This window comes from Pantoea sp. nfd-35, assembly GCF_056892255.1.
Genome location: NZ_CP122403.1, coordinates 357,230 through 372,774 on the forward strand (window position 1 = coordinate 357,230; position 15,545 = coordinate 372,774).

At 54.2% G+C, this 15,545-nt stretch carries 15 protein-coding genes; 12 read left to right on the top strand and 3 right to left on the bottom strand.

From position 1 onward, the window contains the following. The first annotated feature begins 1 nt into the window (after position 1). The 6 genes from livF to ugpQ all read left to right on the top strand — a co-directional run bounded on the left by livF (position 2) and on the right by ugpQ (position 5,901). Complete coding sequence (livF, locus tag P9J57_RS01640; RefSeq protein WP_013027553.1) at positions 2-709, top strand: high-affinity branched-chain amino acid ABC transporter ATP-binding protein LivF; 708 nt, start codon at positions 2-4, stop codon at positions 707-709. Positions 710-983: 274 nt separating this feature from the next. Continuing rightward, positions 984-2,300, top strand: a complete 1,317-nt coding sequence (gene ugpB, locus P9J57_RS01645) for a sn-glycerol-3-phosphate ABC transporter substrate-binding protein UgpB (protein WP_013027552.1) — start codon at positions 984-986, stop codon at positions 2,298-2,300. A gap of 55 nt (positions 2,301-2,355) precedes the next feature. Next, a complete protein-coding gene (ugpA, locus tag P9J57_RS01650; protein WP_014594803.1) occupies positions 2,356-3,243 on the top strand; it encodes a sn-glycerol-3-phosphate ABC transporter permease UgpA in 888 nt (295 codons plus the stop codon). Continuing rightward, complete coding sequence (gene ugpE, locus P9J57_RS01655; protein ID WP_013027550.1) at positions 3,240-4,085, top strand: sn-glycerol-3-phosphate ABC transporter permease UgpE; 846 nt, start codon at positions 3,240-3,242, stop codon at positions 4,083-4,085. The genes ugpA and ugpE overlap by 4 nt, the downstream gene beginning before the upstream one ends. A 2-nt stretch (positions 4,086-4,087) precedes the next feature. Beyond that, complete coding sequence (locus P9J57_RS01660; RefSeq protein ID WP_019106691.1) at positions 4,088-5,161, top strand: sn-glycerol-3-phosphate import ATP-binding protein UgpC; 1,074 nt, start codon at positions 4,088-4,090, stop codon at positions 5,159-5,161. Beyond that, positions 5,158-5,901 carry a glycerophosphodiester phosphodiesterase gene (gene ugpQ / locus P9J57_RS01665; RefSeq protein WP_014594802.1) on the top strand — a complete coding sequence of 248 codons (744 nt, stop codon included), beginning with the start codon at positions 5,158-5,160 and terminating at the stop codon, positions 5,899-5,901. The genes P9J57_RS01660 and ugpQ overlap by 4 nt, the downstream gene beginning before the upstream one ends. Here the strand turns inward: ugpQ and P9J57_RS01670 are convergent. Beyond that, positions 5,898-6,185, bottom strand: coding sequence for a DUF2756 domain-containing protein (locus tag P9J57_RS01670; protein WP_019106690.1), 288 nt, complete (start codon positions 6,183-6,185; stop codon positions 5,898-5,900). The genes ugpQ and P9J57_RS01670 overlap by 4 nt on opposite strands. Positions 6,186-6,388: 203 nt before the next feature. Here P9J57_RS01670 and ggt point away from each other — a divergent pair, with 203 nt between their 5' ends. Further along, positions 6,389-8,140 carry a gamma-glutamyltransferase gene (gene ggt / locus P9J57_RS01675; RefSeq protein ID WP_019106689.1) on the top strand — a complete coding sequence of 584 codons (1,752 nt, stop codon included), beginning with the start codon at positions 6,389-6,391 and terminating at the stop codon, positions 8,138-8,140. A gap of 33 nt (positions 8,141-8,173) precedes the next feature. Here ggt and P9J57_RS01680 read toward each other — a convergent pair whose 3' ends face one another. Continuing rightward, the gene (locus P9J57_RS01680) at positions 8,174-8,668 is read right to left on the bottom strand and encodes a GNAT family N-acetyltransferase (protein WP_024472405.1); all 495 of its coding nucleotides are present in this window, start codon (positions 8,666-8,668) and stop codon (positions 8,174-8,176) included. A 363-nt stretch (positions 8,669-9,031) separates the two neighbouring features. On the opposite strand from P9J57_RS01680, the gene P9J57_RS01685 reads away from it, so the two are divergent. The 4 genes from P9J57_RS01685 (at position 9,032) to gntU (ending at position 12,844) form a co-directional block, all read left to right on the top strand. After that, a complete protein-coding gene (locus tag P9J57_RS01685; protein WP_014594800.1) occupies positions 9,032-9,727 on the top strand; it encodes a pirin family protein in 696 nt (231 codons plus the stop codon). Positions 9,728-9,826: 99 nt separating this feature from the next. Beyond that, entirely contained in the window at positions 9,827-10,822 is a 996-nt protein-coding gene (gene gntR / locus P9J57_RS01690) for a gluconate operon transcriptional repressor GntR (RefSeq protein WP_089517759.1), read from the top strand. Between the two features lie 141 nt (positions 10,823-10,963). After that, positions 10,964-11,500, top strand: coding sequence for a gluconokinase (gene gntK, locus P9J57_RS01695; protein ID WP_014604836.1), 537 nt, complete (start codon positions 10,964-10,966; stop codon positions 11,498-11,500). Between the two features lie 3 nt (positions 11,501-11,503). Then, positions 11,504-12,844, top strand: a complete 1,341-nt coding sequence (gntU, locus tag P9J57_RS01700; protein WP_013027541.1) for a gluconate transporter — start codon at positions 11,504-11,506, stop codon at positions 12,842-12,844. Between the two features lie 44 nt (positions 12,845-12,888). Here the strand turns inward: gntU and P9J57_RS01705 are convergent, their stop codons facing one another. Beyond that, the gene (locus P9J57_RS01705; protein ID WP_006121032.1) at positions 12,889-13,482 is read right to left on the bottom strand and encodes a YhgN family NAAT transporter; all 594 of its coding nucleotides are present in this window, start codon (positions 13,480-13,482) and stop codon (positions 12,889-12,891) included. A gap of 219 nt (positions 13,483-13,701) precedes the next feature. Between P9J57_RS01705 and asd the strand changes: the two genes are divergently transcribed. Next, entirely contained in the window at positions 13,702-14,811 is a 1,110-nt protein-coding gene (asd, locus tag P9J57_RS01710) for an aspartate-semialdehyde dehydrogenase (protein ID WP_013027540.1), read from the top strand. The last annotated feature ends 734 nt before the right edge of the window (positions 14,812-15,545 follow it).

Below are 15,545 nucleotides of genomic sequence, written 5' to 3' on the forward strand. Positions count from 1 at the left end.
TATGGCCATGTTAACCATTGATAACGTCAGTGCGCATTACGGCAAAATTCAGGCCCTGCATGGCGTAAGCCTGCATATCGATCAGGGTGAGATCGTCACGCTGATTGGTGCCAACGGTGCCGGTAAAACCACGCTGCTGGGTACGCTGTGCGGCGAACCGCGTGCCACCAGCGGCACCATTACTTTTGATGGCAAAGCCATTACCGACTGGCAAACGGCGCGCATTATGCGTGAAGCCATTGCCATCGTGCCTGAAGGCCGTCGCGTATTTTCACGTATGACCGTGGAAGAGAATCTGGCGATGGGCGGTTTTTTTGCCAGTCGTCAGCAGTATCTGCAGCGCATCGAACGTGTTTACCAGCTGTTCCCGCGTCTGGCTGAGCGTAAAATTCAGCGGGCAGGCACGATGTCCGGTGGCGAACAGCAGATGCTGGCTATCGGCCGGGCACTGATGAGCCAGCCGCGCCTGTTGTTACTCGATGAGCCTTCTCTGGGCCTGGCGCCGATTATTATTCAGCAAATATTCGATACGATTGAGCAGTTACGCAGCGAAGGCATGACGATTTTCCTGGTCGAGCAAAACGCGAACCAGGCACTGAAACTGGCCGACAGGGGCTACGTACTGGAAAACGGTCACGTGGTGCTGGAGGACAGCGGTGAGGCATTGCTTTCTAACGAGGCCGTGCGCAGCGCGTATCTGGGCGCCTAGCTTTCTGGCCTGACGTTCCTGTCAGGCCAGGATCCGGCAGCGCCCCTCCTCGTACAGGTGTGGGCGCTGTTTCTCAGCGCTGCCTTAGCTGCATTCTTCTGCACTCGCTTGTCGTCATCATGCATTAATCCCGCTTATCCCTGTCATCTTCTGACATTCTGCCGTCATTTTTCCGTCATCTGACTGTTATTTTTCCGTCATTTCCGCGTGTCATGTTACTTCGCGAGCAAAAAATGCGTGATAACGCGCGTACCTACCTGAACAGGAAAATTCTATGTCCGTTGTTACTTTTCGTCGTAGCCTGATGAGCGCACTGCTCGGTCTGGCGATCAGTGGTAATGCACTGGCCGTAACTGAGATCCCTTTCTGGCACTCAATGGAAGGCGAGTTAGGCAAAGAAGTTGACTCACTGGCACAACGTTTTAACCAGGAGCACCCCGACTACAAGATCGTCCCGGTGTATAAAGGGAACTACGAACAGAGTCTGGCGGCAGGTATCGCTGCGGTCCGCACAGGAAAAGCCCCTGCGCTGTTACAGGTTTACGAAGTGGGTACGGCAACCATGATGGCCTCCAAAGCCATCGTGCCGGTGTACCAGGTGTTTAAAGATGCTGGCATCCCAATGGATGAGAAGCAGTTTGTGCCTGCGGTCGCCGGTTACTACAGCAACGCACAAGGCCAGCTGATCTCTCAACCCTTCAACAGCTCCACGCCCGTGCTGTACTACAACAAAGACGCGTTTAAAAAAGCGGGCCTGAATCCGGACCAGCCGCCAAAAACCTGGCAGGAACTGGCAAAGGATGCCGACGCGCTGCGTAAGTCAGGCATGAGCTGCGGCTATGCCAGCGGCTGGCAGGGATGGATCCAGATTGAAAACTTTAGTGCCTGGAACGGTCTGCCGGTGGCGACCAAGAACAATGGTTTCGACGGCACTGATGCCGTGCTGGAGTTCAACAAGCCGGCACAGGTTCGTCATATCCAGCTACTGGAAGATATGAACAAGAAAGGTGACTTCACCTATTTTGGTCGTAAAGATGAATCGACCGCCAAGTTCTACAACGGGGATTGTGGTATGACGACGGCCTCATCCGGCTCGCTGGCCGACATCCGTCATTATGCCAAATTCAACTACGGCGTAGGCATGATGCCTTACGATGCGGATATCCCGAATGCGCCACAGAACGCGATTATCGGCGGTGCCAGCCTGTGGGTGATGAAGGGCAAAGATGCTAACACCTACAAAGGTGCAGCGGAATTCATGAAATTCCTCACCGAGCCAAAAATTGCGGCGGAATGGCATCAGAAAACCGGCTACCTGCCGATTACCACTGCGGCATATGAGCTGACGAAGAAAGAAGGCTTCTACGATAAAAATCCAGGCGCGGATATCGCCATTCGCCAGATGATGAACAAGCCACCATTGCCTTATACCAAAGGCATGCGTCTGGGGAATATGCCTCAGATCCGTACCATTCTGGATGAAGAGCTGGAAGGCGTCTGGACCGGCAAGCAGTCACCGCAGGCGGCACTGGATAACGCAGTGAAACGCGGTAACGAACTGCTGCGTCGTTTCGAGCAACAGAACAAGTAATCCGGTGTGCAGGCCAGCTCCGGCTGGCCTTTTTTCCCCAAAGTCAGAGAACGTTATGTCTCCATCTCGCCCGGTGTTTCGCAATCGCCTGTTACCCTATTTGCTGGTGCTCCCGCAGCTCCTGATCACCGCTATTTTCTTTGTCTGGCCAGCGGGTGAAGCGCTGTGGTATTCCCTGCAAAACCTGGATCCCTTCGGTATCTCCAGCACCTTTGTCGGGCTGGATAACTTCAAACGGCTGTTTTCCGATAGCCTCTATCTGGATACCTTCTGGACCACGATCAAGTTCAGCGGGATGGTGGCGTTTTTTGGCATGGTATCGTCTTTGCTCCTGGCGGCACTGGTGGACTATGTCGTGCGGCTGCGCAAGCTGTATCAGATGCTGCTGCTGTTGCCCTACGCCGTGGCGCCGGTTATTGCCGCGGTATTATGGATGTTTCTGTTCAGCCCCGGCCTGGGTTTACTCAGCTATCTGCTTAACCACATGGGCTATAACTGGAACTTTGCCCAAAACAGCGGTCAGGCTATGTTTCTGGTGGTGCTGGCCTCGGTGTGGCAACAGATGAGCTACAACTTCCTGTTCTTTTTTGCGGCATTACAGTCGATACCGAAATCGCTGGTCGAAGCCGCCGCCATTGATGGCGCGGGGCCGGTGCGCCGCTTCTTCTCGATTTCGCTCCCGTTGATCACGCCGGTAAGCTTCTTTCTGCTGGTGGTCAATCTGATCTATGCCTTCTTCGATACCTTCCCGGTGATTGATGCCGCGACAGGCGGTGGTCCGGTTCAGGCAACGACCACGCTTATCTATAAAATTTACCGGGAAGGCTTCACCGGCCTCGATCTCTCCTCTTCAGCCGCGCAGTCCGTGGTGTTAATGCTGCTGGTGATTGGCCTGACGGTCATTCAGTTCCGTTTTGTTGAGCGTAAGGTGCAATACCAATGATTGAAAACCGTCGCGGGCTGGACATATTCAGCCATGTGGTGCTGGTGTTGGGCATCCTGACCATTCTGTTTCCGCTCTATGTCGCCTTTGTGGCGGCTACGCTGGATAACGACGCCGTGTATAACGTCCCGATGACGCTGATTCCCGGCACGCACCTGTGGGAAAACATTTCGAACATCTGGACGCGTGGGGTTAACGGCAACGGTCCGGCCTTTAGCGTGATGCTGATGAACAGCGTCATCATGGCGCTGGGTATTACGATTGGCAAAATCCTGGTGTCGATTCTGTCGGCCTTTGCGCTGGTGTGGTTTCGTTTTCCACTGCGTTCGCTGTTCTTTTGGATGATCTTTATTACCCTGATGCTGCCGGTTGAGGTGCGCATTTTCCCGACGGTGCAGGTTATCGCCGATCTTAATCTGCTGGACAGCTACAGCGGGCTGACCCTGCCCCTGATGGCCTCAGCTACCGCCACTTTTCTGTTTCGGCAGTTCTTTATGTCGCTACCGGATGAGTTAATCGAAGCGGCGCGCATTGACGGGGCCAGCGCGATGCGTTTTTTCTGGGACATCGTGCTGCCGCTGTCGAAAACTAACCTGGCGGCGCTGTTCGTGATCACCTTTATCTATGGCTGGAACCAGTATCTCTGGCCGCTGTTAATCATTGATAACGCCAACCTGGGCACTGCCGTGGCCGGCATTAAAAGCATGATCTCCACCAGCGGTTCGCCGACCCAGTGGAACGAAGTGATGGCGGCAATGTTGTTAACCCTGATTCCACCGGTGGTGGTGGTATTTGTTATGCAGCGCGCCTTTGTGCGTGGTCTGGTTGAGAGCGAGAAATAAAGATGGCAGGCGTAACCCTTCAGGCGGTGACCAAGTCTTACGACGGTAAAAATCAGATCATCCAACCGCTCAACGTCACGATCAACGACGGCGAGTTTATGGTGATGGTGGGCCCTTCGGGCTGTGGCAAATCGACGCTGTTGCGTATGGTCGCCGGACTGGAGCGGGTGACCTCTGGCGATATCTATATTGCCGATAAACGTGTCACTCACGAAGAGCCAAAAGACCGCGGCATTGCCATGGTGTTCCAAAACTATGCGCTCTATCCTCATATGTCCGTCGAAGAGAACATGGCTTACGGCCTGAAAATCCGCGGCATGAGTAAAGAACATGTTCGTCAACGTGTGCTGGAAGCCGCACGGAGCCTGGAGCTGGATCACCTGCTGACGCGCCGTCCGCGTGAGTTATCGGGTGGGCAGCGCCAGCGCGTGGCCATGGGCCGCGCTATCGTGCGTGAGCCTGCTGTGTTTCTGTTTGATGAGCCCCTCTCTAATCTGGATGCCCGCCTGCGTGTCCAGATGCGCCTGGAGCTTCAGCAGCTGCACCGTCGTCTGCAAACCACCAGCCTGTACGTGACGCACGATCAGGTCGAGGCGATGACGCTGGCACAGCGCGTCATGGTCATGAACAAAGGCATACTGGAGCAGATCGGCACGCCGGTAGAGGTCTATGAACGGCCCGCCAGCCAGTTTGTCGCGTCTTTTATGGGCTCACCGGCCATGAATCTGATCCATGGCAATATCAGCCAGGAGGGGACGCGCTTTACGATTGATGCCTCCCACGGGATAGCCATTGGCGAGGGAAAAGCAAAGTGGGCCAACCGTCCCGTCGTCCTTGGCGTACGACCAGAACATATTCAGATCAGCAGCCAGGCGCAGGGCGGAATTCCGTTCCGGGTGGAAACCCTGGAAATGCTCGGGGCGGATAATCTGGCGCATGGCCGCATCGGTGAGGCACGTTTAGTGGTACGCTTGCCCCACAGCGAGCGCCCTGAAGCAGGCAGTACCTTATGGCTGCATCTGCCCGTGAGGTCGCTACATTTCTTCGATTCAACGCACGGGAAACGTCTGGAATGAGCAAAAAACAGTGGCCTTATCCGCCCATCGTCGCCCATCGGGGCGGAGGAAAGCTGGCACCGGAAAATACACTTGCGGCAATTGATACGGGCGCCAGATATGGTCACCTGATGATTGAATTCGACGCCAAACTGTCGGCCGATGCGCATATTTTCCTGCTGCATGACGATACGTTAGATCGTACCAGCAACGGCTGGGGCGTAGCGGGTGAACTGCCCTGGGATAAGCTGTCACAGCTGGATGCGGGCGGCTGGTTTAGCGATGTGTTTCAGGGGGAAAAGCTGGCCCGGCTGGATGAGGTCGCCGCGCGCTGTCGCCAGCATGGCATGATGGCCAATATCGAAATTAAACCTACAACAGGAACGGATGCAGAAACCGGGCGCGCCATTGCCCAGGCAGCCGCCGCGCTGTGGCAGGGACAAACGCTGCCATTGCTGTCATCATTTTCCTTTGAGGCGCTGGAAGCCGCGATGCAGGCTGAACCTCAGCTACCGCGTGGGCTGTTATCCCATAGCTGGGACACCGCGTGGAAAGCGAAAACCCGCGCGCTCGACTGCACCTCCATTCATCTCAATCATAAGGTGTTAACCGAGGCGCGGGTGGCAGAACTGAAAGAGGCCGATCTGCATATTCTGGTTTATACCGTAAACAGCCCTGACCGGGCCAGAACGCTGTTGAAATGGGGCGTTGATGCCATCTGTACGGACAGCATCGACATCATCGGCCCCGATTTCCGCTAATACTGATTCTGTTGATTCTGCTGCTGGCCCGGCTGCGATTTAATCACTCGCTGCTGGGCACTGTCTCGTTGTTCCTGCAGTTTACGCTGTAAATCCTGATTCTGACGCTGCTGATCCTGTTGCAGTTTGTTCTGTTGTTGCTGCGACTGGTTGAGCATCTGCGTTTGCATGCGCTGCTGGCTAGGGTTATAGCCGGGTTGATTAGGATTGTTGGTGTTATTCAGCATGTTCGCCATGCCGCTTAACGGCAGCAGGGCGGCAAAAACCATAAGCCACTTTTTCATTTTTATCCTCCAGTAAACGACCGGGTGCTGTGTGTGCGTGCCCAAATCGGGTCACGAGGTCGTTATCGTCATTCTATGCACGGGTTCAGATTCCTGCTCCAGGAGTGCACTGAATTTGCGTTAATTCTTGATATTCGACTGTGTTTGTAGTCAGTTACATAAAGAATAAAGAAATGTAAATAAAAGTGGAGAGTGGAAACAACATGATGATGCAAGGCAAACTGCGCCAGCTGGGCTGGTCATTATTGATGAGTTTTACTTTTGTGACCGGGGCGGGTGCCGCGCCGGTTCAGGCACCGCCCGTCTCTTATGGTATCGACAGCGATACGTTTCATCCGGTTAAGGCGCATAACGGTATGGTGGCCTCAGTGGATGCGCTGGCAACCCAGGTCGGCGTTGATATCCTGCGCCAGGGCGGTAACGCCGTGGATGCCGCCGTTGCGGTGGGCTTTGCGCTTGCGGTGACGCATCCGCAGGCGGGCAACCTGGGCGGTGGGGGCTTTATGCTGCTGCGCACGGCATCAGGACAGACCACGGCCATCGATTTCCGTGAAATGGCCCCGGCGGCGGCCTCGCGCGATATGTTCCTGGATAAGCAGGGAAATGCCGATAGCAAGCTTTCCCTCACTTCGCACCTGGCCTCAGGTACGCCCGGCACCGTGGCGGGTTTTGCTTTAGCCGTCAATAAATATGGCACGCTGCCGCTCAGCAAGCTGCTGGCGCCTGCTATTAAACTGGCGCGTGACGGTTTTGTCGTCAACGATGCGCTGGCGGATGACCTGAAAACCTACGGTAAGGAAGTGCTGATCACGCATCCCAATAGCAAAGCCATTTTCTATAAGCCCGATGGCACGCCGTGGCAGAAGGGCGACCGTCTGGTGCAAAAAAATCTGGCCCACAGCTTACAGCTGATTGCGCAGCAAGGCCCGGATGCCTTCTATAAAGGGAAAATTGCCGATCAAATCGCTGCCGAAATGGCCCAGCATGGCGGGTTAATTAATAAAGCCGATTTAGCAGCCTATCATGCGGTTGAACGTAAGCCCGTCAGCGGCACCTATCGTGGTTATGAGGTGTTTTCCATGCCACCGCCTTCATCGGGCGGCATTCATATCGTGCAGATCCTGAATATCCTGGAAAATTTTGATTTGGGCAAAATGGGCTTCGGCAGCGCGGACGCGATGCAGGTCATGGCGGAAGCGGAGAAGTATGCTTACGCGGACCGTTCCGAATATCTGGGCGATCCGGATTTCGTTAAGGTGCCCTGGCAGGCGCTGACCAGCAAAGCCTATGCGAAGTCACTGGCGCAGCAGATTGATATTGCCAAAGCCCGCCCGTCCAGCGAGATCAAGCCGGGTAAACTGGCCCCTTACGAAAGTAATCAAACTACTCACTTCTCCGTGGTGGACAAAAGTGGCAATGCGGTCGCTGTCACCTACACGCTTAACACCTACTTCGGCAGCGGTATCGTCGCCGGTAACAGCGGCATTCTGATGAATAACCAGATGGATGATTTCTCTGCCAAGCCGGGCACGCCGAATGTTTACGGGTTAGTCGGCGGCGAAGCCAATGCCGTGCAGGCCGGGAAGCGTCCGCTGTCTTCGATGTCACCGACTATCGTGGTGAAAGACGGGAAAACATGGCTGGTAACGGGTAGCCCGGGCGGCAGCCGCATTATCACCACGGTATTGCAGATGGTGGTGAACAGTATTGATTACGGGATGAACGTGGCAGAGGCGACCAACGCGCCGCGCTTCCATCATCAATGGCTGCCCGATCAGCTGCGTGTTGAAAAGGGATTCAGTCCGGATACCTTGCGGTTACTGGAGGCCAAAGGTCAGCATGTGAAAGTGCTGCCGTCGATGGGCAGTACCCAAAGTATTATGATTGGGCCTGACGGTACGCTGTATGGCGCTTCCGATCCGCGCACCGTAGATGACCTGAGCGCAGGTTACTGATGAAAACGGGCAGCCCTTTGGCTGCCCGTAATCTTATGTTTTCACCCTCGCCATGTAATGTGTATCGATCAGGGTACCCTCACGCATGGCGAAGCCTTGCGCGGTGCCTTCAATTCGGAAGCCGAACTTGTGATACAGCGCTATCGCGTTGTCATTGTCGGCAAACACCGTGAGTTCAATGCGCGTAACCTGTAGCCAGTTGTCGCAGAGATCGATCATCGCGGCCATCAGGGCGCTGCCAATCCCGCGACGATGAAACGCCGGATCGACGCCCATCCCCAGGCTGGCACAATGCCGTCGCCGTGCGGCCGTCATTCCCTCAAGCGTAAGTTGCCCAACGACCTGCTCACCGAGACAGGCAACGAGCATATAAACGCCCGCGCGCGGGCTAGTGAGTTTCTGCTCCCACAGCGAGGGGGAAGGATAAGGCAGGTGCAGGGTAGCCGCCTGCGTTTCGGGCTGGCTGTAAAGACGCGTTAATGCGGATGCGTCAGAAGGGATAGCATGACGAATGGTTACCGTGTTCATAGCGCTTATCCTTGTTGGCAGGGTGATAACCCTTTCAACTTCAAGGTATTTACGCATGACGTCAATAAAAGAATGTGCAAAAAGACTTTACAGATGCGAATGATAATGATTATTATTGTCATGCTTTCTCGCGTGTCATCGACACGGTAGAACGCACGACATTGCTCACATTGCTTCCAGTATTATTTAGCCAGCCGGGTGCTGGCTTTTTTTTTGCTACCTCTTCCCGCCAGGCCTCCTTCAGCCCCTTTCAACAACCCGTCATTTAATGTTCATAATTTTTGAACAGAGAGGTGAAGTTTTTCAGCTATCAATCTTTTACGCCGGATACCACACTATAAAAAACAGTGAGGAGATTTGAACATGATCTATTTACGTAAAGCTGAAGAACGCGGTCACGCGAATCACGGCTGGCTGGACAGCTGGCATACCTTTTCCTTTGCCAACTATTACGATGCCAATTTTATGGGCTTTTCGGCGTTACGCGTCATTAACGAAGACGTGATCGATCCGGGTCAGGGCTTTGGTACGCATCCCCATAAAGACATGGAAATTCTGACCTATGTGCTGTCAGGTACCGTTGAACATCAGGACAGCATGGGGAATAAAGAACAGATACCGGCAGGCGAATTCCAGATTATGAGTGCCGGTACGGGCGTGCGTCATTCAGAATATAACGCCAGCCAAACCGAACCCCTGCACCTCTACCAAATCTGGATTATTCCAGAAAGTACAGGGATAGAGCCGCGCTACGCTCAGCGCCGTTTTCCCGACGTACAGGGACGCCAGTATATTCTGACGCCTGATGCCCGTGACGGATCGCTCAAAGTCTGGCAGGACATGACGTTGTCGCGCTGGGTATTCGCGGCGGGCGACAGCGACAGCGTGGTACCCGACGCGGGCCGCCGTATCTGGATCCAGGTGGTGAAGGGCCAGGTCAAGGTAAACGGTCAGCCAGCGACAAACAGCGATGCTTTTGCCATCTGGGACGAAAGCAGCCTGGTGCTCGAAGCAGACAGCGCCGCGGAAGTCCTGCTGTTTGATCTGCCGCCGGTATAAGCCTGTTGGGGCGGGCATATCTCGCCCCACTGGCAATCTGGCTGCAAAAAAGTGATAGACTCGTCGTAACTTGCTTTCAGGGCTATCCAGGCGCTTACGATGAAGAAGAAAAGACCGGTTTTACAGGACGTTGCCGATCGTATCGGTATCACCAAAATGACTGTCAGTCGTTATCTGCGTAATCCCGAGCAGGTGTCCGTTGCGCTGGGGAAAAAGATTGCCGTGGCGCTGGACGAACTGGGATACATACCGAATCGTGCCCCGGATATGCTGTCGAATGCGACCAGCCGCGCCATTGGCGTGTTGCTGCCTTCCCTGACCAATCAGGTTTTTGCCGATGTACTGCGTGGCATTGAAGCCGTCACCGATGAGGCCGGTTATCAGACGCTGGTGGCGCACTTTGGCTATAACCCGGAAAAAGAAGAGCGTCAGCTACGGTCGTTGCTGGGCTGGAACATCGACGGCGTTATCCTGACGGAACGCACCCACACGCCCGGCACGTTGCGCATGCTGGAAGTGGCGGGGATTCCGGTCATTGAAATGATGGACAGCGTTACCCCTTGTCTTGATATGGCGGTCGGCTTTGACAATGTCGAGGCGGCCCGGCAGATGACGCTGGCCATCATCAATAAAGGTCATCGTCATACCGTTTATCTGGGCGCGCGTCTGGATGAGCGAACGCTGCAAAAACAGCGCGGTTATGAAGCCGCCATGCGTGAGGCCGGATTAACGCCGCGCAGCGTGATGATGGAAGAAGCCTCCTCGTTTAGCGCAGGCGGCGATCTGCTGCGTGAAGCGCAGCGCCGTTATCCTCAGACAGACAGCCTGTTCTGTACCAATGACGATCTGGCGGTCGGCGCGATGTTTGAGTGTCAGCGGCAGGGACTCAAGGTGCCCTCCCAAATGGCGATTGCCGGTTTCCACGGCCATGATATTAGCCAGGTTGTCACGCCGCAGCTGGCAACGGTACTCACCCCGCGCGACCGAATGGGACGTGAGTCTGCTGCATTATTACTGGCGCGTATCGCCGGGGAACACAGCGTTACAACACCGCTGGATATCGGTTTTGAGATTCTGGAAGGTGGCAGTATCTGATTAACGCGATTTTATGAAGCAGCTCACACTTTAACGCTTTGGGATGTAAAAAGGTTGCCAGCATGGAATGCCACCAGGACAATGTGCTCCACCATTGTTATCGGTAACATGGCAGACTGACTGAACTTGCCGGAGTAAAAAATGACCACGCAATCTTCGCCACATCACGTTTTTATTCTGATGGGTGTTTCAGGCAGCGGTAAATCCGTTGTCGCTAACCAGGTTTCTCACCAGTTGAACACCGCGTTTCTCGACGGTGATTTTCTTCATCCGCGCGCCAATATCCTGAAAATGGCAGAAGGCCATCCACTGGATGATAACGATCGTCTGCCCTGGTTGCAGGCTCTGAACGATGCGGCTTTCGCGATGCAACGCACCCAGGCCATTTCCATCATCGTCTGTTCAGCCTTAAAAAAGCATTACCGCGACATTCTTCGTCAGGGCAATGACAACCTGCGTTTTGTGTATCTGAAAGGGGATTTCGATACCATCGAAGCCCGTCTGAAGGCGCGTAAAGGCCACTTCTTCAAGCCGCAAATGCTGGTGACGCAGTTTGCCACCCTGGAAGAGCCGGGCAGTGATGAAAAAGATGTGCTGGTCGTGGATATCGCGAACCCGCTGGATGAGGTTGTGGCGGCGACGGTTGCGACCATCAAGGACGCCATTAATCAAGGCTAGGCCATGAATACCGCAACACTTATTTTAACCGCAGCAGGCTCTGTCCTGCTGCTGCTCTTTCTGGTGATGAAAGCCCGCATGCATGCCTTTCTTGCCTTGATGTTGGTCTCAGTCGGGGCCGGGCTGTTATCCGGTATGCCACTGGATAACATCGCCGAAACCATGCAGAAAGGCATGGGCGGCACGCTGGGCTTTCTGGCAATTGTGGTGGCGCTGGGCGCGATGTTCGGCAAGATCCTGCATGAAACCGGTGCCGTTGACCAAATTGCGATTCGCATGCTCAAGACCTTTGGCGAAAACCGCGCCCACTTTGCCATGGGAATCGCCGGGCTAATCTGTGCCTTACCGCTCTTCTTTGAAGTTGCCGTGGTACTGCTTATCAGCATTGCCTTCGCCGTCGCCCGACGCACGGGGGATAATCTGGTGAAGCTGGTGATACCGCTGTTTGCCGGTGTGGCTGCCGCCGCGGCCTTTCTGCTGCCGGGGCCTGCGCCCATGTTGCTGGCGTCTCAGATGCATGCGGATTTTGGCTGGATGATTTTAATCGGCCTGTGCGCTGCGCTGCCGGGCATGCTGATTGCCGGGCCGCTGTTTGGTAATTTTATCGCCAGACGCGTTTCGTTCAGCGCGCCTCCTGAAGATCATCAGCCGGATATTGATGAAAACAAGCTGCCCTCTTTTGGTTTTAGCCTGGCGTTAATCCTGTTTCCTCTCGTGCTGGTCGGGTTAAAAACCATTGGCGCACGCTTCACCACGGAAGGCACCGCGCTTTATCAATGGCTGGAATTTATCGGCCATCCTTTTATCGCCATTCTGCTGGCCTGCCTGGTGGCTATTTACGGCCTGGCTTATCGTCAGGGCATGGAAAAAGAGAAAGTGATGCAGATCTGCGGCAGCGCACTGCAGCCAGCGGGCATTATTTTGCTGGTGATTGGTGCGGGCGGCGTCTTTAAACAGGTACTGGTCGATTCCGGCGTAGGGCCTGTGCTGGGAAATGCCCTGACCGGTGCCGGGCTGCCCGTTGCGCTGGCCTGTTTTATTCTGTCTGGGGCGGTCCGGGTGATTCAGGGATCGGCCACGGTCGCCTGCCTGACGACAGTGGGATTGATCATGCCTGTGATTGAGCCACTGCATTATAACGGCGCGCAACTGGCGGCCTTGTCCATCTGTATCGGTGGCGGTTCCATTATTATCAGCCATGTTAACGATGCAGGTTTCTGGTTGTTTGGGCGATTTACCGGCGCCACGGAAGGGGAAACCTTAAAGACGTGGACATTGATGGAGACCATTTTGGGCACCGTCGGTGCCGTAGTCGGCATGATCGCCTTTACGCTGCTTTCCTGATGCGTTGTAACCGGGCAGGGCTGCCCGGTTACAATTGACCATGGTTACAACTTCAGATACACGCGAATCCCGTCTAAGAACATCTGCGTTGCCAGCATAATCAGTATCAATCCCATCAGACGTTCCAGCGCATTAACGCCCTTATCGCCCAGCAGCCGAAGAAACAGGCCTGACAACAGCAGAATCATGACCGTTACGCCCCAGGCAATGAGCAGGGCACCCACCAGATGCGACATTTGATTGGGATACTGATGCGACAGCAGCATCAGGGTCGCCAGCAATGACGGCCCGGCCACCAGGGGAATCGCCAGCGGCACCAGAAAAGGCTCTTCTCCCGCCGGTAAGCCCGTGCTACTGCTTTCAGGTGACGGGAAAATCATTTTGATGGCGATTAAAAACAGGATGACGCCACCAGATATGGACACGGTTTCGGTACGCAGGTTGAGAAAGGCCAGAATTCGCTCGCCGGTAAACAAAAACAGCAACATGATGATGAGCGCAATCAGCATTTCACGAATAAGCACGACTCGCCGACGTTTCGGTTCCAGATGCTTTAAAACCGACATAAAAATCGGCAAATTGCCTAAGGGATCCATTATTAACAACAATAATATTGTTGCCGAGATCATTTCAGTCATTCGTTTTACGTCTTCTCGTTATAGATAAAGTCAGGTTATTAGCGGTGTTGCTGAAAAAGTTGGCCTGATTACATTAATTCACTTGCCAGAAAAGCTGCATTTTGTAGAGTAAATCATCACAGGCAGATCTGATTATTACGCAGAGTGGCGTGAGAGTACCACGACACTTTTCCCTTCGATAAGAAAGTCAGGTGTTTATCATCCTGAAACGGACATGACATGAAGAATGTAGGTTTAGTTGGTTGGCGCGGTATGGTTGGCTCAGTGCTGATGTCCCGCATGAGCGAAGAGCGGGATTTTGATGTGATCAATCCGGTCTTCTTCTCCACCTCGCAGCACGGTGAAGCGGCCCCGACGTTTGCAGGCAAGCAGCAGGGTACGTTGCAGGATGCCTTTGATATCGAGGCGTTGAACGCGCTGGATATCATTATCACCTGTCAGGGCGGTGACTACACCTCTGAGATCTATCCAAAACTGCGCGCCAGCGGCTGGAATGGCTACTGGATCGATGCGGCGTCAACGCTGCGTATGAAAGACGATGCCATCATTATTCTCGATCCGGTTAACCATCAGGTTATTCGTCAGGGCATCGACAGCGGCGTAAAAACCTTTGTTGGCGGTAACTGCACCGTCAGCCTGATGTTAATGTCGCTAGGCGGTCTGTTTGCACAGGATTTGGTGGAATGGGCCTCAGTGGCAACCTATCAGGCTGCATCCGGCGGCGGCGCGCGTCATATGCGCGAACTGCTGACGCAGATGGGCATGTTGCACGATCACGTGGCGACTTCTCTGCAAAACCCGGCTTCGGCGATTCTGGATATTGAGCGAAGCGTAACGGATTTCACCCGCTCTGGTACGCTGCCAACGGATAACTTTGGCGTGCCGTTGGCGGGCAGCCTGATTCCGTGGATCGACAAGCAACTCGAAAACGGTCAGAGCCGCGAAGAGTGGAAAGGTCAGGCCGAAACGAACAAAATTCTGGCGACCCCGCGCGTCATTCCGGTTGACGGGCTATGCGTCCGCGTGGGCGCGCTGCGCTGCCACAGCCAGGCCTTTACGCTGAAGCTTAAAAAAGACCTGCCGCTGGCAGAAATTGAGCAACTGCTGGCTTCCCACAATGAATGGGTGAAAGTGGTGCCTAACGATCGTGAACTCACCCTGCGTGAACTCACCCCAGCCGCCGTGACCGGTACGCTGAATACACCGGTAGGACGTCTCCGCAAGTTGAATATGGGGCCAGAATATCTTTCTGCCTTTACTGTCGGCGATCAGCTTCTTTGGGGCGCTGCCGAGCCGCTGCGTCGCATGTTGCGTTTGCTCATCGACTAAATCTGAAAGCATCAAAAGACCGGACTTGTCCGGTCTTATTCCCATAAATCACTGCAAATTGTTCTACTGTTACGATCGCTAAGTGATCCGCTTCCCCTTTTTGCCTGTCCAGAAATAAATTTTTGCTTATCTGCTCTTATAACCGCTGTCATCAAGCTATGATTTAACAAGGGTGTGCCGCGAGTTAACTGTTTTACTTTATTAACTAAATGGTTGTTGTAGATGGGAAAGACATTTTTTCGAGGAACGTACTGGCACTGTTTTTCACCGATGTCCATCCAACCGATGAGGCGGATAAATCATATCTGACTGGCAGCGCTTAACCCGCGATGCTGGCGGCTTCGCTCTGCGCTAAAACCCGGCGGCGCCTGAGATACGCGGTGCGCTGTGCAGCAGCGGGGCGGTAAAACGTCCTCCTCCCGGCCGGTCTTTCCGAAAAAAAGAACGGCTTAAGCGGAATGGCGGGCTCTTAACGAAAAGTGGCCGGTTTTTATTAAATAAGATGAAACGCGAATCTGTTATACATTAATATAATTTAATTTTTTGCGGGGCGGTTCGCAAAAATAAAAGGCGGGTGTTCTCTCTTAAAAACGGCCTTACATCAGATGATGTAGGTGATGACTGCCTTTTTTAGCCAGGGCCGGCTTGCACATGAAAGTAAAAGTTATTTAATGTCTGGAGGCTTGCCGGATGGGCATCTGGCGGTACTACGGGCTTTGCATTGAGCAGACAGG

Excerpts from the sequence above, each read along its gene's own strand:
- ggt (WP_019106689.1), top strand. The coding sequence starts at position 6,389 with ATGATGATGCAAGGCAAACTGCGCCAGCTGGGCTGGTCATTATTGATG.
- gntR (WP_089517759.1), top strand. The coding sequence starts at position 9,827 with ATGAAGAAGAAAAGACCGGTTTTACAGGACGTTGCCGATCGTATCGGT.
- P9J57_RS01660 (WP_019106691.1), top strand. The coding sequence starts at position 4,088 with ATGGCAGGCGTAACCCTTCAGGCGGTGACCAAGTCTTACGACGGTAAA.
- P9J57_RS01670 (WP_019106690.1), bottom strand. The coding sequence starts at position 6,185 with ATGAAAAAGTGGCTTATGGTTTTTGCCGCCCTGCTGCCGTTAAGCGGC.
- P9J57_RS01680 (WP_024472405.1), bottom strand. The coding sequence starts at position 8,668 with ATGAACACGGTAACCATTCGTCATGCTATCCCTTCTGACGCATCCGCA.
- gntK (WP_014604836.1), top strand. The coding sequence starts at position 10,964 with ATGACCACGCAATCTTCGCCACATCACGTTTTTATTCTGATGGGTGTT.
- ugpQ (WP_014594802.1), top strand. The coding sequence starts at position 5,158 with ATGAGCAAAAAACAGTGGCCTTATCCGCCCATCGTCGCCCATCGGGGC.
- P9J57_RS01705 (WP_006121032.1), bottom strand. The coding sequence starts at position 13,482 with ATGACTGAAATGATCTCGGCAACAATATTATTGTTGTTAATAATGGAT.
- ugpE (WP_013027550.1), top strand. The coding sequence starts at position 3,240 with ATGATTGAAAACCGTCGCGGGCTGGACATATTCAGCCATGTGGTGCTG.
- asd (WP_013027540.1), top strand. The coding sequence starts at position 13,702 with ATGAAGAATGTAGGTTTAGTTGGTTGGCGCGGTATGGTTGGCTCAGTG.
- livF (WP_013027553.1), top strand. The coding sequence starts at position 2 with ATGGCCATGTTAACCATTGATAACGTCAGTGCGCATTACGGCAAAATT.
- P9J57_RS01685 (WP_014594800.1), top strand. The coding sequence starts at position 9,032 with ATGATCTATTTACGTAAAGCTGAAGAACGCGGTCACGCGAATCACGGC.
- gntU (WP_013027541.1), top strand. The coding sequence starts at position 11,504 with ATGAATACCGCAACACTTATTTTAACCGCAGCAGGCTCTGTCCTGCTG.
- ugpA (WP_014594803.1), top strand. The coding sequence starts at position 2,356 with ATGTCTCCATCTCGCCCGGTGTTTCGCAATCGCCTGTTACCCTATTTG.
- ugpB (WP_013027552.1), top strand. The coding sequence starts at position 984 with ATGTCCGTTGTTACTTTTCGTCGTAGCCTGATGAGCGCACTGCTCGGT.